General features: G+C 69.2%; 23 protein-coding genes, 1 tRNA gene and 1 pseudogene. 7 read left to right on the top strand and 18 right to left on the bottom strand.

Annotated elements, in window-relative coordinates; translation table 11 throughout:
• The 5 genes from NLI01S_RS26095 to purU all read right to left on the bottom strand — a co-directional run bounded on the left by NLI01S_RS26095 (position 1) and on the right by purU (position 2,417).
• Positions 1 to 174 (bottom strand): hypothetical protein, encoded by a 174-nt coding sequence (locus NLI01S_RS26095; RefSeq protein ID WP_190318529.1) that lies wholly within the window; start codon positions 172 to 174, stop codon positions 1 to 3.
• A gap of 41 nt (positions 175 to 215) precedes the next feature.
• Positions 216 to 533, bottom strand: a complete 318-nt coding sequence (locus tag NLI01S_RS19395) for a hypothetical protein (protein ID WP_067606652.1) — start codon at positions 531 to 533, stop codon at positions 216 to 218.
• A 2-nt stretch (positions 534 to 535) separates the two neighbouring features.
• Positions 536 to 991 (bottom strand): Asp23/Gls24 family envelope stress response protein, encoded by a 456-nt coding sequence (locus NLI01S_RS19390; RefSeq protein ID WP_190318528.1) that lies wholly within the window; start codon positions 989 to 991, stop codon positions 536 to 538.
• Between the two features lie 60 nt (positions 992 to 1,051).
• Entirely contained in the window at positions 1,052 to 1,255 is a 204-nt protein-coding gene (locus NLI01S_RS19385) for a CsbD family protein (protein WP_067606648.1), read from the bottom strand.
• A gap of 274 nt (positions 1,256 to 1,529) precedes the next feature.
• Positions 1,530 to 2,417: a formyltetrahydrofolate deformylase gene (purU, locus tag NLI01S_RS19380; RefSeq protein WP_067606646.1), complete on the bottom strand. Its 888-nt coding sequence runs from the start codon at positions 2,415 to 2,417 to the stop codon at positions 1,530 to 1,532.
• Between the two features lie 179 nt (positions 2,418 to 2,596).
• Here purU and NLI01S_RS19375 point away from each other — a divergent pair, with 179 nt between their 5' ends.
• Positions 2,597 to 3,817, top strand: coding sequence for an amino acid deaminase/aldolase (locus NLI01S_RS19375; RefSeq protein WP_067606685.1), 1,221 nt, complete (start codon positions 2,597 to 2,599; stop codon positions 3,815 to 3,817).
• Between the two features lie 81 nt (positions 3,818 to 3,898).
• Here NLI01S_RS19375 and NLI01S_RS19370 read toward each other — a convergent pair whose 3' ends face one another.
• Together NLI01S_RS19370 and NLI01S_RS19365 are read right to left on the bottom strand one after the other, a co-directional pair.
• On the bottom strand, positions 3,899 to 4,297 hold the full coding sequence (locus NLI01S_RS19370; RefSeq protein ID WP_067606644.1) for a DUF3618 domain-containing protein: 399 nt from the start codon (positions 4,295 to 4,297) through the stop codon (positions 3,899 to 3,901).
• Positions 4,298 to 4,313: 16 nt separating this feature from the next.
• On the bottom strand, positions 4,314 to 5,411 hold the full coding sequence (locus NLI01S_RS19365; protein ID WP_067606642.1) for a CDP-alcohol phosphatidyltransferase family protein: 1,098 nt from the start codon (positions 5,409 to 5,411) through the stop codon (positions 4,314 to 4,316).
• Positions 5,412 to 5,751: 340 nt separating this feature from the next.
• On the opposite strand from NLI01S_RS19365, the gene bcp reads away from it, so the two are divergent.
• Both bcp and NLI01S_RS19355 read left to right on the top strand, forming a co-directional pair.
• On the top strand, positions 5,752 to 6,234 hold the full coding sequence (gene bcp, locus NLI01S_RS19360) for a thioredoxin-dependent thiol peroxidase (protein ID WP_067606639.1): 483 nt from the start codon (positions 5,752 to 5,754) through the stop codon (positions 6,232 to 6,234).
• A 92-nt stretch (positions 6,235 to 6,326) separates the two neighbouring features.
• Positions 6,327 to 6,401 (top strand) — tRNA-Leu (locus NLI01S_RS19355).
• A gap of 71 nt (positions 6,402 to 6,472) precedes the next feature.
• Here the strand turns inward: NLI01S_RS19355 and NLI01S_RS19350 are convergent.
• The 4 genes from NLI01S_RS19350 to NLI01S_RS19335 form a co-directional block, all read right to left on the bottom strand.
• Positions 6,473 to 7,606 (bottom strand): serine/threonine-protein kinase, encoded by a 1,134-nt coding sequence (locus NLI01S_RS19350; protein WP_067606637.1) that lies wholly within the window; start codon positions 7,604 to 7,606, stop codon positions 6,473 to 6,475.
• Between the two features lie 338 nt (positions 7,607 to 7,944).
• Positions 7,945 to 9,291, bottom strand: a complete 1,347-nt coding sequence (locus tag NLI01S_RS19345; protein WP_067606635.1) for a M16 family metallopeptidase — start codon at positions 9,289 to 9,291, stop codon at positions 7,945 to 7,947.
• A 41-nt stretch (positions 9,292 to 9,332) separates the two neighbouring features.
• The gene (locus NLI01S_RS19340; protein ID WP_067606683.1) at positions 9,333 to 10,637 is read right to left on the bottom strand and encodes a M16 family metallopeptidase; all 1,305 of its coding nucleotides are present in this window, start codon (positions 10,635 to 10,637) and stop codon (positions 9,333 to 9,335) included.
• 274 nt (positions 10,638 to 10,911) lie between these two features.
• The gene (locus NLI01S_RS19335; RefSeq protein ID WP_067606633.1) at positions 10,912 to 11,595 is read right to left on the bottom strand and encodes a hypothetical protein; all 684 of its coding nucleotides are present in this window, start codon (positions 11,593 to 11,595) and stop codon (positions 10,912 to 10,914) included.
• A gap of 122 nt (positions 11,596 to 11,717) precedes the next feature.
• On the opposite strand from NLI01S_RS19335, the gene NLI01S_RS19330 reads away from it, so the two are divergent.
• Together NLI01S_RS19330 and NLI01S_RS19325 are read left to right on the top strand one after the other, a co-directional pair.
• Positions 11,718 to 13,439 carry a S49 family peptidase gene (locus tag NLI01S_RS19330; protein WP_067606631.1) on the top strand — a complete coding sequence of 574 codons (1,722 nt, stop codon included), beginning with the start codon at positions 11,718 to 11,720 and terminating at the stop codon, positions 13,437 to 13,439.
• A gap of 29 nt (positions 13,440 to 13,468) precedes the next feature.
• The gene (locus NLI01S_RS19325; protein WP_190318531.1) at positions 13,469 to 13,936 is read left to right on the top strand and encodes a flavin reductase family protein; all 468 of its coding nucleotides are present in this window, start codon (positions 13,469 to 13,471) and stop codon (positions 13,934 to 13,936) included.
• An 87-nt stretch (positions 13,937 to 14,023) separates the two neighbouring features.
• Here NLI01S_RS19325 and NLI01S_RS19320 read toward each other — a convergent pair whose 3' ends face one another.
• The 6 genes from NLI01S_RS19320 to NLI01S_RS19295 all read right to left on the bottom strand — a co-directional run bounded on the left by NLI01S_RS19320 (position 14,024) and on the right by NLI01S_RS19295 (position 19,115).
• The gene (locus tag NLI01S_RS19320) at positions 14,024 to 14,926 is read right to left on the bottom strand and encodes an ABC transporter substrate-binding protein (RefSeq protein WP_067606627.1); all 903 of its coding nucleotides are present in this window, start codon (positions 14,924 to 14,926) and stop codon (positions 14,024 to 14,026) included.
• A gap of 20 nt (positions 14,927 to 14,946) precedes the next feature.
• Positions 14,947 to 15,627 (bottom strand): ABC transporter permease, encoded by a 681-nt coding sequence (locus NLI01S_RS19315; RefSeq protein WP_067606625.1) that lies wholly within the window; start codon positions 15,625 to 15,627, stop codon positions 14,947 to 14,949.
• Positions 15,624 to 16,409 (bottom strand): ABC transporter permease, encoded by a 786-nt coding sequence (locus NLI01S_RS19310; protein ID WP_067606624.1) that lies wholly within the window; start codon positions 16,407 to 16,409, stop codon positions 15,624 to 15,626. The genes NLI01S_RS19315 and NLI01S_RS19310 overlap by 4 nt, the downstream gene beginning before the upstream one ends.
• A complete protein-coding gene (locus tag NLI01S_RS19305) occupies positions 16,406 to 17,521 on the bottom strand; it encodes an ABC transporter ATP-binding protein (RefSeq protein ID WP_067606623.1) in 1,116 nt (371 codons plus the stop codon). The genes NLI01S_RS19310 and NLI01S_RS19305 overlap by 4 nt, the downstream gene beginning before the upstream one ends.
• 163 nt (positions 17,522 to 17,684) lie before the next feature.
• Positions 17,685 to 18,359 carry an HAD family hydrolase gene (locus NLI01S_RS19300; RefSeq protein WP_223809304.1) on the bottom strand — a complete coding sequence of 225 codons (675 nt, stop codon included), beginning with the start codon at positions 18,357 to 18,359 and terminating at the stop codon, positions 17,685 to 17,687.
• Between the two features lie 27 nt (positions 18,360 to 18,386).
• On the bottom strand, positions 18,387 to 19,115 hold the full coding sequence (locus NLI01S_RS19295) for an NUDIX hydrolase (RefSeq protein ID WP_067606621.1): 729 nt from the start codon (positions 19,113 to 19,115) through the stop codon (positions 18,387 to 18,389).
• Between the two features lie 111 nt (positions 19,116 to 19,226).
• Here NLI01S_RS19295 and nadA point away from each other — a divergent pair, with 111 nt between their 5' ends.
• Both nadA and NLI01S_RS19285 read left to right on the top strand, forming a co-directional pair.
• Positions 19,227 to 20,225 carry a quinolinate synthase NadA gene (nadA, locus tag NLI01S_RS19290; RefSeq protein WP_067606620.1) on the top strand — a complete coding sequence of 333 codons (999 nt, stop codon included), beginning with the start codon at positions 19,227 to 19,229 and terminating at the stop codon, positions 20,223 to 20,225.
• Positions 20,226 to 20,346: 121 nt separating this feature from the next.
• Entirely contained in the window at positions 20,347 to 21,723 is a 1,377-nt protein-coding gene (locus tag NLI01S_RS19285; protein WP_067606618.1) for an RNA polymerase sigma factor, read from the top strand.
• 12 nt (positions 21,724 to 21,735) lie between these two features.
• Here the strand turns inward: NLI01S_RS19285 and NLI01S_RS19280 are convergent.
• A pseudogene (locus NLI01S_RS19280) lies at positions 21,736 to 21,959 on the bottom strand (TetR family transcriptional regulator); the annotation flags it as partial.

The following is a 21,959-nucleotide window of genomic DNA, read 5'->3' as shown; positions in this document are numbered from 1 at the left end:
CTAGGCCGAACGCCGCGTGAACATCTCGGCCAGGTCGAGTTCACCCTCCATCGCCCGACCGGCGACGAATCCGACCAGGCCCAAGACCAGGACCAGCGCGAAGGCGGGGAACCCGCCGAACGCCGCCGCCAGCCCCAGTACGGTCCCGTAGGACAGTCCAACGATGGGCCACATGGCTTCCCCTCTCATCAAACGCCCTGCCTTTCGATCGGTGTTCAGCCGGTCGCGCGTACTCCGTCGCCCAACCCGGCGACCACGTCCTCCACGGACACGTGGACGACGCGGCCGCCGGCCAGCGGAGTCAGGCCCCGACGGATCTCGGTGGCGATCTCCGGCAACGGACGCCCGTACCTGACCACCACTCCGACCTCGATGTGATCCTCACGCACCGCGACGCCGCTGATCCGGCCACCCAGCGCGGCGGTGCTCAGGGTCCCGAAGGACCCTGAGGACGGTTCGACCACGTCGGGGAAACGGACCAGTTCTTCGACGATCTCCCGCGCGATCCGGTCGGGTGTCCGGCCACCGGCCATGGCTACTGGACCCTGGGCTCGGAGTCGCCGTTGTCGGAGGAGTCGTCCTCCGGCAGGTGGATGTCGTCCACCTTGATGTTGATCTCGGTCACCTCGAGCCCGGTCATCCGCTCGACCGCGTTGGTGACGTTGCGGCGCACCGCGGCCGCCAGGTCCTGGATGGCGGCGCCGTACTCGACGACGAGATCGATGTCGACGGCCGCCTGGCGTTCACCGACCTCGACCGAGACACCCTGCGCGACCGTTCCGGAGGCGCCTCCCCCGCTCACGGCATCGCGCACGGCTCCGACCATGCGTGCGGTGCCACCACCCATGGCGTGGACTCCGCCGATCTCTCTCGCGGCCATGCCGGCGATCTTGGCTACGACACCGTCGGCGATCTGGGTGTGTCCCTGTCCGCCGCCCTCACGCTTACCGCCGGATTCGCGGGCGCTCGGCACCGTGGACTGGGTCTTCATGTCCGACACTGGTCCCCCTACGCAGTGTGCAAACCGTTCTGAACGTTCGTTCGAGACGCGCTAGTCGCGTTTGAAGACGTTCTTGATCTTGTCGCCCGTGGACCCGATGGTGTCCTCCGCCTTGTCCTTGAGCTTGTCCGTGGTGTCCTTGGCCTCGGACTTGGCCTGGTCGACCTTGCCCTCGGCCTCGGTGCCGTGGTCGCCGGTGGCCTTACCGACGGCCTCCTTGCCCTTGCCGACCGCGTCGTCGAAGTGCTTGCCCATTTTTCTCCCCTGGTTTGAGCCCGTACGGCTCAGGGCGTGTGGACCGAAACGCCACGACCTCGCCGATGTGCGGGGGTCGCGGTGATTCGACCTCATCACACCATATAGGCACTCTTCGTAGCCACCAAGACACTTAAAGCTATGCTTTGCAGGTCGGGAGGGTCATGGTCTCACCATCCTTGCCCCAAACCCAGCCCAGGGAACCCTGTTCCGAGCAAGAAGAACGCCAGGGGTACCGGTCGGTACCCCTGGCGTCCGAAAATCAATTCTCCGGTCAGTCGAAGATGACCGTCTTGTCCCCGTTGAGAAGAACCCGCCGCTGGGCGTGCCAGTTCACGGCCCGCGACAACGCCACCGACTCAAGGTCGCTACCGATCGCGGTGAGCTGCTCCGGGCTGTGGGTGTGATCGACCCGGGAGACCTCCTGCTCGATGATCGGTCCCTCGTCCAGGTCGGCGGTGACGTAGTGGGCGGTGGCACCGATCAGCTTCACACCGCGCGAGTGCGCCTGGTGGTAGGGGCGGGCACCCTTGAAGCTCGGGAGGAAGGAGTGGTGGATGTTGATGATGCGACCGGACATCTTCGCGCACAGCTGCTCGGAGAGCACCTGCATGTAACGGGCCAGCACCACCAGGTCGACGTCGTAGGAGTCGACCAGCTCCAGGATTCTGCGCTCCTGCTCGCCCTTGGTCCGCGGGGTCACCGGCAGGTGGTGGAAGTCCACTCCGTAGGAGTCGGCGAGGAACTCCAGGTCCGGGTGGTTGGAGACCACCGCCGCGATGTCGATGTCGAGCAGGCCGCTGCGCTGTCGGTAGAGCAGGTCGTTGAGGCAGTGTCCGAACTTGGACACCATCACGATCATGCGCGGACGCACGTCCCGGGCCTGCAGGCTCCACTCGACGAACGCCCCGTCCGCACCTCGCCCGAAGTCCCCGGACAGGGCCGCGAAGGCACCGCGCAGGACGTCCTCGCCAGTGGCACCCGAACCGCCGTCCTCGGCCATGAACTGCATTCTCAGGAAGAACCGTCCGGTGTAGTGGTCACCGTACTGCTGGCTCTCCGTGATGTTGCATCCGTGGTCGGACAGAAGGTTGGCCACCCCCGCCACGATGCCCCGGCTGTCGGGACAGGACAGGGTCAGAACGTACTCACGCTCGCTCATCGAAGAAAGCACTCCCGAAGGTCGTCGGCCGAACAGCCTGACGATCCAGGATATCCAGGGCCTTCGCTCCTCGGGGTCGTTCCGGACGTATCCCATGTCACCTGCGGGTACGCACGAGCCCGCAGATCGGCCCCCTCGGACAATATGAAAGAGATTCACGTTCTGGCATGCTCGATTCCATGACAAGCCCGCGTGAGAAGTACGAGGCCGCCACCCGGGAGCTCCAGGCACCCTTCGCCATGGTCGACCTGGCCGCCTTCCGCGCCAACGCCGCCGACCTGACGCGGCGCGCACACGGCCGCCCCATCCGCGTCGCCAGCAAGTCCGTACGCAGCCGCGAACTCCTGCGCCGAACCCTCGAACTGCCCGGATACGCCGGGATCATGGCCTTCACCCTGCCCGAGGCCCTCTGGCTGGCCCGGGCCGATCCCCACCTGAGCGACGACATCCTCGTCGCCTACCCCACCGCGGACCGCCCTGCCCTGGCCGAACTCGTCCAAGACCGCGCCGCCGCCCGCGCCATCACCCTGATGGTCGACGACACCGCGCACCTGGACCTCATAGTCACCGCCGTCCGAGCTGCCGACCACGGCGCCGGCGCTCCCCGGATCCGCGTGTGCCTGGACATCGACACCAGTTGGCAGCCGCTGGGATCGAACCTGCGGATCGGCTCCTACCGCTCCCCCGTCCGCACCCCGGAACAGGCCCGGGAGCTGGCCCGCGCCGTGGTCGCGCGTCCCGAACTGGAACTCGACGGTGTCATGGCCTACGAGGGACAGATCGCCGGGCTGGGCGACGCGCCTCCCGGCAGGCCCCTCTACGGGAGGATCCTGCGCGTGGTGCAGCGCCGTTCCGCCATCGAACTGGCCAGGCGCCGGGCCGCCATCACCCGCGCGGTCCGCGCCGTGGCCCCGCTGCGCTTCGTCAACGGCGGTGGTACCGGCAGTCTGCACACCACCGGACGCGAGAAGGCCGTGACCGAGCTGGCCGCGGGTTCGGGTCTGTACCAACCGCACCTGTTCGACCAGTACCGGTCATTCCAGGGCAGACCCGCAGCGCTGTTCGCGTTGCCGGTCGTGCGACGCCCCGCGCCCGGCGTGGTCACCGTCCTGGGCGGCGGCTATCCCGCCTCGGGGCCGACCGACGCGCACCGTCCGCCCGTGCCGTACCTGCCCGAGGGTCTTTCCTACACGGCGACCGAGGGTGCCGGTGAGGTGCAGACCCCGCTGATCGGCGAGGCCGCTCGTGGTCTGTCCGTCGGCGATCGGGTCTGGATGCGCCACGCCAAGGCCGGCGAACTGTGCGAGCGCTTCGACACCCTGCACCTGATCGACTCCGACAGTGGCGCCTACGAGGGTTCGGTCCCCACCTACCGTGGCGAGGGACGCACCTTCCTGTGAGGCACGGGCTCCACCGGACACGGGATGGGCCCGCGCGGCCTACGCGCGGGCCCCGTCCCAGCGTTCTCGGGGGCCGGGAACCTACTTCCGCTTGCGGCGGACCGCCCAGGCCACCACGCCCACGGCGATGACCGCGCCCACCCCGGCCGCCAGGATCAGCGCCTCGGGAGGCAGCTGACCGCGCGACTGGTAGGTGGTCACCACCTTGTCGTCGCCCTTGACCACGATGCTGCCCTCTTCGGGATGCACCAGGTGGCTCTCCACCCGGACCGCTCCGCCACCGACCACCAGCGCACGGGCCTCGTCGAGGAGTCGCGTACCGCGTTCCTTGACCTTGTCGACCTGGCGTCGGGCGATGTTGGCGGGTCGAGCCTGCACACCGAGTTCGTCCAAGGTCTCGGCCAACCGGCGCTGCTCGCGCTCGATCTCGGCCTGGACCTCGGCGGCGGTCTGGCGCGGTGCGGTGTCGCCTGCCGTCATTGAGTGCCTCTCTCCACTAGCGCACGATTGTCTGAGAGCCCGAGTCCGAGCCGGTGTCCCGGCCCTGTTCCTCCGCGCCGTCGGACGGACCGGAGAATCTCAGCGCGCCATCGATTCCGTCGACCACACGGAAGAAGTCCCGCGTGGACAACCACAGTTTATAGATGATGGCGATCTCGAAGGCGAGCAGCAAAACGCCCACAAAGGCCGTGATCCAGCCGATCACGGGCGGACCGAACAGAACCGTGGCCACCGGCGCGACCACGAAGACGGCCACCTGGAACTCGATGCCGCCCACCAGGTGGGTGCGGATGCGGCGGGCGTTCAACGCCGCCCAGAACCGCTGATACCAGGGGAAACGCGACCGGAATTCCTGGTGCAGGTCGACCTTGGGAAGGGTCAGGTCCGGCTGCTTGCCGGCCGTGCGCTGGTTGCGCGCCTCCCTCTCGTTCTGGCTGCGCAGAATCTGCTCCAACACGCCGATGCCATGCCGCAGAACCGCCTGCTCGCCACCATCGCTCATCGTGCGGCCACCGCGACCGGTCGCCGCACCCGTGTCGTCGCCCGCGGGATCCAGCATCGACAGGGTCGCCCGAGCGCGCTCCAACGCCGCCGCCAGGTGCGAACGCATCTCCCGCCGCACCTTGTACACCTGCAGGGCGTTCAGGTAGCGCAGCATGTCCAGGAAGACCACGACCAACGCGAACCAGACGAACGCCACGTGCCCGGTCTCCCGGTACTGGCCGCCCATCAGCGCGACCACGCACACGAGCACCCGGAACCGGTCGGACACGTAGTCCATCCAGGCCCCGAAGATCGTCTCGGTGTCGGTGAGTCGGGCCAGTTTGCCGTCGACGCAGTCCACGAGGAAGCACACGTAGTACAGCGCGGCGCCCAGAATGAGCAGCGGCCAGTACCCGAACGCGAAACACACGGCGGCGCCCAGCCCGAGGAAGAGCGCGACCACCGTCAGCTGGTTCGGGGTGATGGAGGTGCGGTTGGCGAAGAAGCGGACCAGCCGGACCGCGATCGGGTCCACCAGGTACACGGTCCACCAGGAATCGCGCTCCTTGAGGGTGCGGGCCCTGACCTCGTCGAGTGTGAAACCGGACATCGGCGCGAACTACTCCCAAAGAGAAACGGATGTGCTCCGGCCCGACTGCGACGCCGGACATGCCGGCGGGTCACCGGCGACCCGCGCACGCTACGGCATGAGGTCCAGAACAGGCCAACCGAGAGCGTTCGGTCAACAATAGGTGATCAGACCGTCGGCCACCCCCAATGCGGATGAACCGAACCGGAATCGCAACCGAAGCACGCACACCACCCCCGACCACCACCACGGATGCGTCCCCCACCCGCACTCCGTGGCCACCCGGGCATCTCGTACTGTGAGGCGTGCAGAACACGGGCCGGGCACGCCCGGCCCACCAGCAGCGGAAGGAAGACACCACGTGAGCGAGACCATCCGTCTGGAGCCCGGAGACCAGGCCCCCGACTTCACCCTCAGCGACGCCGACGGCGACCCCGTCACCCTGAGCAAGGTCCTGGCCGACACCGGCAAGAGCGTCGTGCTGTACTTCTACCCGGCCGCGATGACCCCCGGATGCACCACCGAGGCGTGCGACTTCCGGGACAACATCACCGAGTTCGCCGACGCCGGCTTCACCGTGCTGGGGGTCTCCCCCGACAAGGCCGAGAAGCTGGCACGGTTCCGGGAGCAGGAGAGCCTGACCTTCACCCTGCTCGGTGACCCCGAGAAGGAGACCCTGACCGCCTATGGGGCCTTCGGGGAGAAGAAGAACTACGGCCGCGTCGTCCAAGGCGTCATCCGCTCCACCTTCATCGTCGGTACCGACGGCAAGGTGCAGAAGGCCTTCTACAACGTGAAAGCCACCGGCCACGTCGACCGGATCAAGCGCGAACTGGGCCTTTGACCCGCGATCGGTCGTCCGGTCACCAAGAGACCGGACGACCGGTACCCCCGGTTTCCCGTCCACTCCCTCGATCCCGGTAGAGTTACCTCGTTGGGGCCGTAGTCCAACCGGCAGGAGACGGCAGCTTTAGGTGCTGTACAGTGCGGGTTCGAATCCCGCCGGCCCCACTCCACTCGGAAACGACCCGGCTCTGGTCGGGTCGTTTCCGTCGTTTCAGGGGCCCTACCGGCCCAGGGCTCTACAGGCCCAGCAGGGCCCACATGACCAGAGCGAGCAGAGCGAGCACGCCCAGCCCCACGCCGACGGCCACCGGGAGCCTGCTCTTCTCCGCGTGCTTGCCCGGGCTGGTCAGCCCCATGTTGTCGGTGGACTCACGGATCGACACCATGATCGAGTTCATCGCCTCGGGGCTGTTGTGCAGCCGCTCGCTGATGGACTCGGCCAGCACCCTCGCGCCCGCACGGAAGTGCTCACGGGCCGACTCGCGCTCCTCGACGTCGTCCTCCGTCGACGACCCCTCCGAGCCCTTCTCCGAGTTCTCGGGCGACCACGGGGCGAGCGCGGCGATCCGCAGCATCTTGGTGGCGTTCTCCGCGCTCAGCCGCTCCGCCGGATCGACCCTGAGCAGACCGGCCAGCACCGGGGCCAGCGGCCCGGCGTTGGCGGCCTCCTTGGGCTCGTGCAGGGGCTCCTGGCGCAGGATCTTGATGTAGCCCTTGCGGTCGTAGGGCGGATAGCCCTCGACCGCGGCGTACAACGTGGCGCCCAGCGACCACAGGTCGGACTCCGGGCCCACGGGACCGGCCTTGGCCCGCTCCGGCGGGATGTAGGCGGGCGATCCGATGATGCGACCCGAGGAGCTCAGCGCGGACTCGCCGTTCCAGGCGGCCAGACCGAAGTCGGTGAGCACCACCCGACCGGCGGCGCTGATCATCACGTTCTCGGGCTTGACGTCGCGGTGGACGATGCCCTCACCGTGCGCCACCTGTAGGGCGTCGATGAGCTGGAGGCCGATCTCGGCGACCCGTTGGTAGGGCAGGGGGCCGCCCACCTGGATGATCTCCTCCAGGGTGGAGGCCTCCACCAGCTCCATGACGATCCACGGCCGCTCGTCCTCGTCCACCACGTCCAGGACCGTGACCAGGCTGGGGTGTGTGAGGCGCCCGGCCACCCGCGCCTCGCGGGTGGTGCGCTGCAACAGGGAGTCGCGCTCGGAACGGCTCAGGTCCGCGGGCAGCCGCAGTTCCTTGACCGCGACCTCCCGCTTGATGACGAGGTCCGTGGCGCGCCAGACGGTACCCACACCGCCCCGGGCGATCTCGGAGGTCAGCTGGTAGCGACCCTTGAGAAGTCGACCGACGGGCTCATCCACAGCCGTGTCCGGACGCGCGGAATCGAGCGACGTCTCTGGCCGCTGCGTGTGGGGGTTTTCTAGGGAGGACACGGTTATCCACGGGTCCATTCACCGGCCATGGTGGCCTCCTGCGGAGCATTGCGGTCGCTGTCACCACGTAGGTGCACGGATCACTCGTTATACCAGCATGACGCGGGTAGCACGCCTACGGTTAACCGATGAGTGACACATAGGTTCGGTTTCGTTATGTCCGAGCAGGCACGACACATGCCGTGAGGAGGATCTCCCTTGTCCTGCCTTGACCCGGACGCGGGTTTCGTGCACGCGTCGTTGCGCGTGCACGAAACCCGCAGAGATCAGCTCCAGAGGGACTCGGGGGAACGCACCTCGACCGGACCGACCCCAGCCTTGGTGAGGGGGTCGCGGAGACTGTCGGCGTCACCGACCACCACCACGACCGATTCCTCCGGGTGGAGGTACTCGACCGCGGCACTGTTCAGGTCCTGCGGGGTGAGCTTCTCATAGCCGGCCCGCACCCGGTCGACGTGGTCGTCGGGCAGCTCGTGCACGACGATGTCCACCAAGGCGCCGGCGACCGCGCGAGCGGTGGAGAAGGCGACCGGGAGCCCCACCGTGTTGGACTCACGGACGGCGGTCAGCTCGTCCTCGGTGACCCCGCCCTCGCGCAGCTTCCGGACCTGTTCGAAGGTGGAGGTGACCGCGTGCGCGGTGGTGCTCGCCTCCACCTGGGTGCTCATGAAGAAGACACCACTGTCGCGGCGCAGGTCGAAGCGGCTGCCCGCGCCGTAGGTGTAGCCCAACCGCTCGCGCAGCTCCATGTTGAGGCGGGAGGTGAACATTCCGCCCAGGACCTCGCTGATGCCCTCCACCCGGGGCAGGTCCACCTGCGAACGCGAGGGGGCCCGGTGCGCGACGACCAGGGCGGACTGTACCGACCCGGGGCGGTCCACGATGAGGACCCGAGGCAGCTCGCCGGGCGGCGGCGCGGGCTCGGTGATCAGGCGCTCGGGGGTGGCGGCGGAGTCACCGAAGACACCGCGGCCCAGCTCCTCCAGGTCGACGCCGGCCAGGTCACCGACGACCACGAGGGTACCGGCGACCGAGGCGAGGGACTCGGCGTGGAAGGCGGCCACCCGCTCGGGGGTGACGTCGGCGAGCTTGACCGGACCACCCGCCAGCGGGGTCGCGTAGCGACCGTTGAACAGCTGCCCACCGAGGCTGCGCATGGCCAGGGTGGACGCGGATGCGGCCTCCAGCCAGAAGCGCTCCAGGAGCTGCTCACGGCGTCGGAGGATGTCGTCGGGGTTCAGCGCGGGGCGGCGCACCGCGTCGGTGAACAGGCGGACGGCCTCGCCGAGGCGGTTGGTCGGCGCGTCCAGGCCGGTGATGAAACCGTCCCAGTTGACGCGGGAGATCCACTCGGCGCCGTAGCGCTCCAGTGCGGGCGCCAGCGAGCTGTTGCCGTCGGGGCCGTCTTCGAGGACCTCGCTGGTCAGGGCACCGACGCCCATGGCGTCGAGGGGTTCGACCGCACCGCCCGCCGGGTGGATGAGGCGGAGCGAGGCCAACCGCTGGCCGGGCAGGTCGACGGCGACGACCGTGCCGTTGCCGACGCGGATGCGCTGGGGCTTGGGAAAGGTGTAGGACGCGGCGGCACCGAGGTCCGGGCGGGTCTGCTGCATGCTGCGGCTCTTTCTGTGGCTGGGAACGACGGGGCCTGCGGTCAGGAACGGGAAGCGTCGGCTTCGGCGCCGGCTTCGGGGTCGAACCGAACGACCAGCATGTTCTCGTCGACCAGGAGGCGCGCGGCGGCGGCACGGACCTCTTCGGCGGTGATGTCGGCCCAGCGCTGCGGCCAGGTGTAGGCGAGCTCGGGGTCGCCGAACAGCTGCGTGCAAGCACCGATGGTGTCGGCCAGACCGGAGGGGCCGGAGATGTGGTGCAGGTGCTCGCGCTCCAGGACGGCGCGGGCCCGGTCGAGCTCCTCATCGTCCACCCCGTCGGCGAGCTTGGCGATCTCCTCGCGGATGGCCTTCTCCAGCACGTCGCCGTCGACGTTCTCGCGGGCGAGCATGTTCACCAGCAGCAGGCTGTCGGTGTAGCGGAACGGCAGGATGTCCGCAGCGCCACCGCCGTCGTCCGCGGCGATGGGGCGGTCCACGACCAGCGAACGGTACAGGCGACTGCCCTGGCCCTGTCCCAGGACCGCGGCGGCCAGCTGGGCGGCGTCGTGCTCGCGTTCGCCATAGGCGGGCACCCGGAAGCCGATGAAGACACCGGCGGCGGGGACGGTCTCGGTGACCGCGTCGCGCACCGGGCCGCCCAGCCCACCGGTCAGGGTGGAGTCGGGGACCTCGGGGGTCTTCTCGCGGGCCGGGATGTGGCCGAAGAACTTCTCCACCCGGGCCAGGACGTCGGCGGTGTCCAGGTCGCTGACGATGGTCAGGACACAGTTGTCCGGGCCGTAGTGCAGCTTGTGGAAGGACTTGACGTAGTCCAGGTCCGCGGCGTCCAGGTCCGCCATCGATCCGATGGTCGGATGGTGGTAGGGGTGCCCCTCCGGGTAGGCCAGACCCAGGATGCGCTCCAGCGCGGTGCCGTAGGGCTGGTTCTCGTAACGCTGGCGGCGTTCGTTCTTGACCACGTCGCGCTGGTTGTCCAGGACCTCCTGGGTCATGCCCTCGCGCAGGGTGGCCAGACGGTCGGCCTCCAGCCACAGGATCAGGTCCAGGGCGTGGGTGGGGACCGTCTCGAAGTAGTTGGTGCGGTCGGTGGAGGTGGAGGCGTTGATGTCGCCACCGAGCCGCTCGACCGCGTCGAAGTGGTCACCCTTGTCGGTGTTTCCGGTTCCCTGGAACATCAGGTGCTCGAACAGGTGGGCGAACCCCGTGCGCCCGGGCACCTCGTGGCGCGAACCCACGCCGTACCAAAGGTTGACCGCGGCGACCTGACCGGTGGAGGCCGGAGCGGTCACGAGACGCAAACCGTTGTCCAGCGTGTACTGCTCGACCCGCCCGGACGTTCCCATGGTGGTCACCTGCGCATGCACCCCATCAAATCGCGTTGACTGCTTCAGCGAATACGAGCCTATGGCCTCAGTGCACCCTCAGGACACGAGGTTCGGGCAATCCGTAGGGGTTTTCGTCGCCTTCGCCGACCGATACCGGGAAGGGCGTGACACCGGTGACGGCTGGATGGTTTCCGTTCGAGCACCGTCAGGGTTCTGGAGGTACCGAAGGTTCCCGACCCATTCGGTGCCCGACCACGCCGAAGCGAAGTGGGGACGCCGAGAAAACGCGGCCTCAGGAGTTCGCGCGGTAGGCGGTGGTGTCCATGGACGCTGCGATCTCGTCGTAGAGAGCGTCGTACTGGGCGTCGACGGACCACACGTAGAGCATCACGTCGCTCTCGGGCAGGAACCACATGCGCACCTCGAAGTTGTCGCCATTGGCGCAGGTGACGCTCCAGATCGAGTGGTGGGACTTGAGACCGTCGGCGTGCTCGAAGACGTTACCGCTGCCGTTGGCCAGGGTCGCCTCGTCCACGCCGATGTTGCCCGAGCCCGCGGTGTTGAGGCTGCGGCAGCTGTCGGTGTTGTCCGCCCAGCCGTTGTCGTCGTAGAAGGCGTCGTCCTTCTTGGGCCAGCTCTGGGGGTGATCGGCGGCCTGTTCGGGGACCAACCGCACCGAACCGTAGGCGCAGGCGCTCTGCCCGGGCGGGGTCAGGCACACCTGGCCGCCCTCGTTCTGGACCTCCCAGTCGTCGGGGGCCTCGATCTTCACCCCGGCGACCTCGACGTGCTCGAACCCCTCCGGCCCGGGCGGGTCGATCGCGGGCATCATGCCGCTCTCGCCGCGCTCCAGTTCGGCCCCTTCGGGCTCCCCGGAGCCACAGGCGCCGAGGGTCAGCAGTGCCATCACCGCGACCGCGGCGCCCTGGACACCCCTTCTCGCACGTCGCCGCAGCCGGTCCTTCGCGCCCGCCATGGTGTCCCGCCCTTCTCTGTGGTCTCCGCCGTATGGGGTCCTCGTCGGCTCGGAGCAAGGTCGACCCTAGCGCTATCCACAGGCTCGACGCACAGTGGAACCGTCGCGACTACCCTGGGCCCATGGTGGACCTCGCGAAGATCACTGAGCCCTTGTCCCTCAACCGTTTCGGCCCTCGCCCCCAGGGTCCCCTGGTCCTGGAACTGGATCTGACGGAAGGGGTGGTCGACGAGTCGCCCGGCGACCCCCTGAGCCAGATCATGAACCGGCGCAAACAGCAGTACCTGGAGGTACTGGAGGGTATCCGCCGCGGTGCGCGCGACCCGCAGGTGGGTGCGCTCCTCGTGCGGGTGGACGCGCGTTCACTCGGCCCGGCCAAGGTCCAGGAGCTGCGCGACACCGTCGCCGACTTCCGCGCCGGTGGGAAGCCCGCGGTGGCCTGGGCGGACACCTTCGGCGAGGCCGGTGACGGCAACCTCCCCTACTACCTGGCGACCGCCTTCACCCGGATCGTCCTGTCCCCCACCGGCCTGGTGGGGTTGAACGGCCTGATGATGCGGACCATGTTCTACAAGGGCGCCCTGGACAAACTCGACGTGAGGTTCGAGGCCGGGACGCGTCACGAGTACAAGAACGCCGTCAACTCCTACACCCAGACCGGGTACACCGACCCGCACCGTGAGGCGTTCGGTCGGATCGTGGAGTCCATGAACGACCAGATCGTCCAGGCGGTCGTCGAGAGTCGTGGCCTCACCGACAGGCGGGTGCGCGAGCTCATCGACACCGCGCCGATCCTGGCGAAGGAGGCGCTGGAGGCCGGGCTGGTGGACCGGCTCGCCTACCGGAACGAGGTCTACGACGACCTGCTGAAGGAGGTTCGAGGCGAGCAGGAGAAGTCGCCCGAGCCCGTCCTGCGGTTCGTCGTGCGCTACCACCGCGGGCACGTCACCCCGCCCAAGCCCAAGTTCGTCGACGGAGACCCGCACATCGCGCTGATCTCCGCAACCGGCGGCATCACCCTGGGCAAGAGCCGCCGTTCCCCGCTGGGCGGCGCCGTGATGGGATCGGACACCGTCTGCGCGGCGTTCCGGGCCGCCCGCCAGGACCCTCGGGTCAAGGCCGTGGTGTTCCGGGTGGACAGCGGCGGTGGTTCGGCCATCGCCTCGGACCTGATCCGTCACGAGAGTCAACTGACCCGTGAGGCCGGCAAGCCGGTCATCACGACGATGGGCGACGTCGCCGGTTCCGGCGGCTACTACGTGGCCCTGGGGTCGGACGCGATCGTGGCCCAGCCCGCCACCATCACCGGTTCCATCGGCGTGCTCACCGGCAAGCCGGTCCTGGGCGCCCTCCAGGAACGCTTCGGCATCACCTCGGACTCGGTGCGCCAGGGCGCGCACTCCGCGATGTTCGACTCCGAGAAGGGCTTCAGCGAGTCCGAGTGGGAGCGGATCAACCTCCTGTTGGACAGCATCTACGACGACTTCGTCACCAAGGTGGCCGCCGCACGCGGAAGGACCTGGGACGAGATCCACGAGGTCGCCAGGGGCCGGATCTGGACCGGCGCCGACGCCAAGGAGCGCGGCCTGGTCGACGAGCTGGGCGGTGTGGCGACGGCGGTGCGGCTGGCCAGGGACAAGGCCGAGGCCGGCGCGCTGCCGGTGCGTTCGTTCCCGCGCACCCACCCGTTGGACCGGTTGCGTCCGCACGAGTCCAGCGAGGACATGGCCATGGAGCCGCAGACCGTCCTGAGCGCCTGGGGTCCGCTGGAGCACGTGGCGGCCCGCCTGGGTCTGCCCGCCGCCGGCCCCCTGAGCATGCCCGGAACGTGGGAGATCCGTTGAGCGTGGACGGTGGCGCCTACCTGGGCGCCATGGCGATGTTGCCGACCGGGGTGACGGTGGTGACCATCGCGGACGGACGTGACGACATCGGAGCGACGGTGAGCGCCCTGGTGTCGGTGTCGGTGGACCCCCCGGTGGTCATGCTGAGCGTGGACTCGGAGGGGTACGTGGCCGAGGTCGTGGCGGAGGTGGGCGCGTTCGCGGTGAGCGTGCTCTCGGCCGACCAGCGCGCTCTGGCCGGCCGGTTCTCCGCCGAGGGCCGCCCCAGCGCCCGCCTGTTGGTGTCGGGGCAGCCGCACCATCGGGGCGAGCACACCAGGGCGATCGTGTTGGACGAGGCCCTGTCGGCCCTGGAGTGCTCGGTGCGGCAGAGGGTGGAGGTCGGCGACCACACGGTGTTCTTCGCCGACGTGGTGGGCCTGCCGGAGGTGGGCGCGGACCGTCCCGGCCCCGCGATGGTGCGTTGGGGCGGGCGCTACCACTCGGTGGAACCCTGAGCGTCGGCCACGGCCGTCAACGGCGGGTGGCAACGGGCGGCCCCGGGGTGAACACGCCCCGGGGCCGGTCCCGCCGTCCTGTCGGACTCAGGCCAGGCCCTGTTCCTCCAGCCATTCCTGGGCGACGTCGGCGGCGTTCTCGTTGTCGACGACGATCCGCTTGTTGAGCTCGGTCAGCTCCTCGGTGGTGAGGGTGCTCGAGACCCCGTCGATGATCCCCCGGACGGTCTCGTCGACCTGCTCGGAGTTGATCAGCGGGGTGACGTTCTGCGCGCCGAAGAGGTTCTCGGGGTCCTCCAGGACCACGAACCCCTCCTCCACGATCTGCGGATCGGTGGTGAACAGGTTGGCGGCCTGGATGTCGTCGTCGGTGAGCGCCTTGGTGAGCAGGGCGACCTCCAGCGAACGGAACTCCCCGAACTCCACCCCGTACACCGACTCCAGACCCATGACCCCCTGCTGCCGGGTCTCGAACTCCGGCGGCCCGCCCAGTACCAGGTCGTCCGCCACGTCGGCGAGGTCGGGGAGGGCTGCCAGGTCGTACTCGTCCGCGACCTCCCCGGTGACGGTCACCGAGTCCTTGTTCTCGGCCTCGGAGGAGGCCAGGATCTCCAGTCCCTCGGGCAGAGCCTCCTCCAGCAGGGCGTTGGTCTCCTCCGAGTCGGCGCTGGGCGCCTCGTCGTCCAGGTAGGCCAGGATCGCGCCGTTGTACTCGGGAAAGAGCGAGAGCGCCCCCGCCTCGATCTGGTCGTAGTACACCTCACGGCTGCCGATGTTGAGCTGGTAGTCCACCGGCACCCCCTCGGCCTCCAGCGCGCGACCGTAGACCTCGGCGAGCAGGGTGCTCTCGGGGAAGTCCGCGGAACCGACGACGACGGCACCGCTCTCACCACCCTCCTCGTCACCGCTCTCCTCGAAGGGGTCGCTGCCTCCGCAGGCGCTCAGGAGCAGCACGAGGGGGAGCCCGGCCAGGGCGAGTTTCTTGCTCATGTCAGATGCCTCTTTTCGGATCAGCGTGTGGCGGCGGCCTCGGCACGCAGCCCCGGGGCGACGAGGAGACGCCGCAGCCCGGCGAACAGGAGTGTGGTGACCACGGCCAGCCCCACCACCAGGACGGAACCGCCCAGCAACATGGAAAGGTCCTGACGGGCCTGGCCGTCCACGATGTAGCGGCCCAGCCCGCCCACACCCACGTAGGCGGCGATGGTGGCCGTGGCGACGACCTGCACCGCGGCGGTGCGCATGCCCATGAGGATGAGCGGGGTCGCCACCGGCAGTTCGAGCTTGAACAGGACCTCGCGCCCGCGCATGCCCATGCCCACGGCGGCGTCCCTCAGCCTGGGATCCACCCCTCGCACGCCCTCATGCGTGTTGACGAGGATCGGTGGAACGGCGAGGGCCACCAGCGCGCACACCACCGGGACCAGGCCGATCCCGGCCAGGAGCACGATGAGGAACAGCACCCCGATGGTGGGCAGGGCGCGGGCGAAGTTGGCGAGGCTGGTGGTGAGGAACCCGCCGACGCCGGTGTGTCCGGTGAGTAGACCCACCGGGACGGCGATCACGGTGGACAGCAGCAGTCCCAGCAGCGAGTAGTGGACGTGTTCGCCCAGTCGTGCTGGGATCCCCGCGGACCCGGTCCACTGGGCCGGATCGCTGAACCACTCGACCAGCAGGGTCAGGACGTTCACGGCGACTCCCCGTGGTCGGAAACGGTGCCGGAGGTGACCGCGTCGTCGCCGGCGTCCGCCGCCTCTGCGCGGGCCGCCCGCTTGCGGGCCGAGCGACCCTTGCCGGCGTACGCCCACGGGGTGAGCAACCGCTGGGTGATGACCAGGACCGCGTCGGTGACCAGCGCGAGCCCCACGGTGAGGACGATGCCGACGACGATGGGGGCGTCGAACTGACGGCGGAAACCCTCACTGACGATCAGCTGTCCCAGACCGCCCAGTCCCACCAGGGAGGCGACGCTGACCATGCTGATGGTGGCCACGGAGGCCACCCGCAACCCGGCGATGATCACCGGGACCGCCACCGGCACCTCCACGAACACCAGACGACGCAACGGCCCGAAACCCATGGCTACGGCGGCCTGACGCACGTGTTCGGGTACCTGACGCAGGCCGTCCACCACGTTGGGCAACAGGATCACCAGGGTGTACAGGGCCAGCGGGATGATCGCGGTCCAGTCACTGAACCCGGTGTAGGGCAGCATCAGGAAGAACAGGGCGATGGAGGGCACCGAGTACAGGACGTTCACCCCGGTGAGCACCGGCGGGTAGACCGGTCTCCAGCGCACGCAGGCCAGACCCAACGGCAGCGCGATGGCCAGGCCGATGAGGATGGACACGTACGACAGACGCATGTGCTCCAGCAACCGGGCCAGGATGCCGCGGTCCGGCTCACCCGGATGGCTCCAGTCGGCGATCGCCCAATCGACGATCCCGCTCACCCAGTCGTAGGCCGCGGTCATTCGCTCACCGACCAGATCGCGGCGCCCAGGTCGTCCTGGGAGACCACACCCAGGACCGCTCCGTCGGTGTCCACGCCCACCGCCCGACCGGCGGGCGAGAGGACCGCGGCGTCCAGCGCGGCGCGCAAAGAGTCGGTGGCGACGTTGAAGGTGTGTCCGTAGGGCGTGAGCTCCAACGACCCGAGGGTGACCCCGGCCGGGGATTCGTCGAGCCGACGCGCGCTCACCCAACCCAGGGGCGAGCGCCCCTGGTCCACCACCAGTGCCCAGGGTTCACGGTCGGAGACCACGGCGGCACGGGCTCGTTCCACCCGATCCTCGGTGTCGAAGACCACGTCTTGGCGCAACGAAAGAGAGCCGGCGGGGAAGAAGGACAGACGGCGCACCCCTCGGTCGTAACCGACGAACGACTCCACGAAGTCGTCGACCGGTTCGGCGAGCAGCCGCTCGGGGGTGTCGTACTGGGCGAGCCGCCCGCCGGGGCGGAACACGGCGATGCGGTCACCCAACCGCACGGCCTCGTCGATGTCGTGGGTGACGAACACGATCGTCTTGTGCAGCTCCTGCTGCAACCGCAGCAGTTCGTCCTGCAGGCTCGTACGCACCACCGGGTCGACCGCGCTGAAGGGTTCGTCCATCAGCAGCACCGGTGGGTCGGCGGCCAGCGCGCGGGCGACTCCGACCCTCTGCTGTTGTCCACCGGAGAGCTGGTGGGGAAAGCGTTTGGCCTGGGAGCGTTCGAGCCCGACCAGTTCCATGAGTTCGGCGGCCCTGGCCCTGGCCTTGGAGCGGCGCCGGCCGAGCAGCAGCGGGACGGTGGCGATGTTGTCCAGGACGGTGCGATGCGGGAAGAGCCCGGCCTGTTGGATGACGTAGCCGATGGACCGGCGCAGCTTCGCGGGGTCCTGTTGACGGATGTCCACGTCGTCGACGCGGATGGTCCCCCTGGTGGGTTCGACCATGCGGTTGATCATCCGCAGCGAGGTGGTCTTGCCGCTGCCGGAAGGGCCGACGAAGACCGTGGTCCGCCCGGTCTCCACGGTCAGGTCCAGTTCATCGACGGCGACGGTTCCGTCGGGGTAGACCTTGGCTGCGCCCTCGAACGTGATCATGGGCTCTCCTTCGGGGGCGGGGCGATGCCGACCGGCGGCGATGCCAGGGGGCGACGGCCGGTCCGAGACCGTAGCGACGTTACCCGAGCAGACTGTGGACAAACCGTCGCGACGCGGCCCGTGACCGAATCGCGCCCGTGTCCTCCGTCTCTCGTTTCGGTGGTCAGTGCGCGTTCCGGATGGCCCATTCGGCGACCTGGTGGAGGTCGTCGGCGATCACGTCGGCTCGCCGCGCCTGCGGGTCGGCCGCGTGCCGGTAGCCGTAGATGCCTCGGCGCAGCAGGGCCGTGCTCATGCCGGCCGCCCGCGCCGGCAGCACGTCGTTGTCGACCCTGTCACCGACGTAGAGGATCTCGCCCGGTGAGATGTCGGGGACGTTCTCACGCACCAGGTCCAGGGTGCGGTCGAAGAACTCGGGGCGGGGTTTGGCCACGCCCCAGGCGTCGGAGATGCCGACGCCGTCCACCGGCAGGTCCATCGCCACCAGCGCCGCACCGGCCTCGACCGGCTGGTTACCCGCGATGACCAGGCCCAGCCCGGCCTCGCGCATGGTGTCGAAGGCCGGGCGTACGTCCGGGTACAGGTCTCCCTCGCCGAAGTGCTCGCGCTCGCCCTCGGGGTCCTCCTCGTGCCATCGGGCGCTCTCGGCCGCCAGGTCGAATCCCGGGACCAGCAGACGGAAGCCGTCCGTGAGGGTGCCCCCGGAGGCGATCACGCCGCCGATGGTGCCGAAGAAAGCCATGTGCGGAACCCCGAAACGGTCCGCCCAGCGCGCGAAGATGCGCGTCTCGTCGATCAGGGTCTCGCCGACGTCGAACACCACAGTACGAATTGCCACGATCAGGGAGTGTACCCAGGAGGGAACCTACGCCTGGCCGGGCGGGCGCAGGACGGCGAAGGCGTCGGTCACCTCCATCTCGCGGGTCCGGAACCGGAACAACGCCGCCGGACGGCCGCCCGAACGCCCCGACGGCACCGAACGTCCCGTCTCCTCGATCTGTCCTCGACGCAGCAGCACCCGGCGCAGGTTGGTGGCGGCCACGTCGTGGCCGAGCGCGGCCCGGTAGTAGCCGGAAAGCTCCGACATGGTGAACTCGGGTGGCGCCAACGCGAAACCGACGTTGGTGTAGCCGAGCTTGGAGCGCAGACGCCGCCGTCCCGAACGCACGATCGAAGCGTGGTCGAAGGCCATGGGGGGCAGGCCGGAGGCCGGGTGCCAGTCGGTGTCCTCGGGCACGACCGGATCGATGTCCGCGGGGACCAGCCCCAGGTAGGCGGTGGCCAGCGTGCGCCGCTGCGGGTCGCGTCCGGGTTCGCTGCGCGTCTCCAGTTGCTCGAGATGACTCAGGTCACGCACATCGACCTTCTGGGCCAGTTGTCGACGGATCGAGGCGCCCAGATCCTCCTCGGCCCCGAGCCTGCCTCCGGGCAGGGCCCATTCTCCCTCGCAGGGCGGTAGAGCCCGCCGCCACAACAGGACGCACACTTGGCCCGCGCGGATCTGGAGGACGACCGCTAGCGCCTCGTGCGCCGCGAGCGTGGCCTGTCCGTTTACCTCCGAGATATCCACCCTGTCCCTTCCGTTCCCGGCCATGTTAAGCTGCACCAGGTTTGTGCCTGCCAGTCGAAAACCTGGTATCCACACCGCCCTCCCACGGCACGGCACCCGCACGCCGAGCCCACAGCCTCGAGGAAGTAGTAGGACATGGCAACGGTCACCGCGACGGCGGACACCATGACCAGGCAGGAATGGGCCGCCGAGGTCCGCCGCCTGGCGGAGGAGCGCGACGCTGTCATCCTCGCGCACAACTACCAGCGCCCGGAAATCCAGGACGTGGCCCACCACACCGGTGACTCACTGGCCCTGTCCCGCCTCGCGGCGAGCGTCGACGCGAGCACCATCGTGTTCTGCGGCGTGCACTTCATGGCCGAGACCGCCAAGATCCTCGCGCCGGAGAAGACCATCCTGCTGCCCGACCCCAACGCCGGCTGCTCACTGGCCGACACCATCACCGCCGAGGACGTGCGCGACTGGAAGGCCCGGCACCCGGGCGCGGTCGTGGTCGCCTACGTCAACACCACGGCGGCGGTCAAGGCCGAGACCGACATCTGCTGCACCTCCTCCAACGCCGCCGACGTCATCAGGTCCATTCCCGAGGACAGGGAGATCCTCTTCCTCCCCGACCAGTTCCTGGGCGCCCACGTCAAGCGGGTCACCGGTCGCGACAACATCCACGTATGGATGGGCGAGTGCCACGTGCACGCCGGCATCGACGGTCACACCCTGCGCGAACGCGTGGCGGCCGAGCCCGACGCCGAGGTCTACGTGCACCCCGAGTGCGGCTGTGCCACCTCCGCCCTCTACCTGGTCGGCAGCGGCGCCGTCCCCGAGGACCGGGTCAAGGTCCTGTCCACCGGCGGCATGCTCACCGCCGCGGAGAACACGAGCGCCGCCAAGGTCCTCATCGCCACCGAGACCGGCATGCTGCACCAGCTGCGCAACGTCAACTCGAACACGGAGTTCGAGGCGGTCAACTCCCGCGCCGAGTGCCACTACATGAAGATGATCGACGCGGACAAGCTGTTGAACTCGTTGCGCCACGGCACCACCGAGATCACGGTCGACCCCGAGACCTCCGAACGCGCCCGCCGTTCGGTGGAACGCATGGTCGCGATCGGTCAGCCCTCGCGCGGCGGAGAGTGAGAACGCGCCCGCCCTCGTGGGTCGGGTAACAGAAGTCTCACCTTCAGGACACAGCTGATCGATTCCCGCACGCCACGGCCCTCCCCTCGCTAGCGTCACCACAGACAGCGGGGGGAGAATCGTGACCAGAGGTAACGAAAGAGACGAAGCGGCGGGACCGGTCGAGGCGCTCCACGACGCCTACGCGCAGGCGCTCTACCGGTACGCGTGGTCCCTGCTCGGTGGTGGCACCCCGGGTGCTCCGCAGGACCCCGTCACCGAGGCAGTCCACGAGGGATTCGTCGCCGGAGTGGTGCTGGAGAAGAAGCTCCGCGACCCGGCCGATCGCGGCCCCTGGCTCTACGCCCTGGTACGCGCCGCCTGCCAACGGCGCGGCTTCGCGCACACCTGCCCCTACACCCGACTGGCCACCGTGCCCGCCGAAACCCCGGTCGCGCGCATGTTCTCCCGGTTGCCCGCCAGCCACCGCGAACTCGTCGAACTGAACCTGCGCCACATGTTGCCCTCCTCCGCGGTGGCCCGGGTGCTCGGACTCGAACCACGGATCTGTGACGAACTGTCCCGTTCGGCGATCCGTCGCGCCGCGGAGGGCCTGAACCGGCTGTCCGAGCAGGACGACTCGGAGGAGTCCGAGGAGAGCGCGGCCCCCAACCGGCGCGACCAGATCCAACAGGTCTCCTCCGCGCTGGCCCTGCTCCGCCCGCCCGGCGCCCCGCCCGGACTGCGCGAACGCGTCGTGCGCACATGCCTGGCCCCCGAGGCCGCCGGGGAACGCAGGCGGATCGCCGCGGCCATGGAACCGCTCGCCGAGGACGGCTACCCGGTCCACCGTGCCCGCGTCACCGGCGTCTTCCCGATCGAGGACGAGGATGTGGACGAGACCCTGGTCCCGATGCCCGCCACCACTCCGCGTCCCCTGCCCGACGATCGGATCACCACGCGGGACCAGCCGCTCCACGAGAACACGCGTGCGCCGCTGCCCGCACCCGAGCGCAGGCGCTGGCCGCTGCCGGCCGTCTCCGGGCTGGCCACGGTGGCGGTGGCCCTGGGGCTGTGGTGGTGGGCCGGCATGGCGGGCGCTCCCCCGACCATGATCGACGCCGGCCCCGCCGAGACCGGCCGAGGCCACGACGGCTCCAAGGTGGAGACGGTCTCCACCGCCTCCGAGAACAAACCCGGTGTCGACCCCTCACCCGAGGTCGAGTCCGTTCCCGCGACTCCCTCCCCGGAGTCGACCACGGGCACCGCACCGGAGTCGAACGGCCCCGGGGACGCCGCCGACCCCGAGGACGGTCAAGGGCCTGAGGACGACCCGGGACAGGCACCCGAACCGGAACCCGGATCCCCCCAGACTCCGGAGGAGGAGGACGACACCGCTCCGACGACACCGCCCGAGGACGACGAAGCCCCCGGGGAGGAACCCGGGGGCGAGGAGCCGGACGGTGGCTCCGGAGGCCTGCTCGGTGGGCTGTTCGGACTGCTCTTCGGCGAAGAGTGACCCGGGCGGAGATCAGAAGGAGGCGAGGAGGCGTTCGGCGGTCACGTACAGTCGCCGCTCGACCTCTTCCACGTCGCGCCGACCCTTGAGCACCTCCACCAACTCGAAGATCCACACGCTGGTCAGCGATCCGGCCAGGACGTACTCGATACCGTCCCGGTCCACCTCGTCCACGGAGGTGGTCTCCTCCACGGTGTCGGCGGGGCGGGCCGCGACGAGGTTGCCGGTGGCCACCC

This window comes from Nocardiopsis listeri NBRC 13360 (assembly GCF_001570765.1).
In the GTDB taxonomy this organism is placed as follows: Bacteria; Actinomycetota; Actinomycetes; order Streptosporangiales; family Streptosporangiaceae; genus Nocardiopsis; species Nocardiopsis listeri.
The sequence above is the reverse complement of the archived record's forward strand: the minus strand, read 5'-3'. Positions and strand labels throughout refer to the sequence as shown.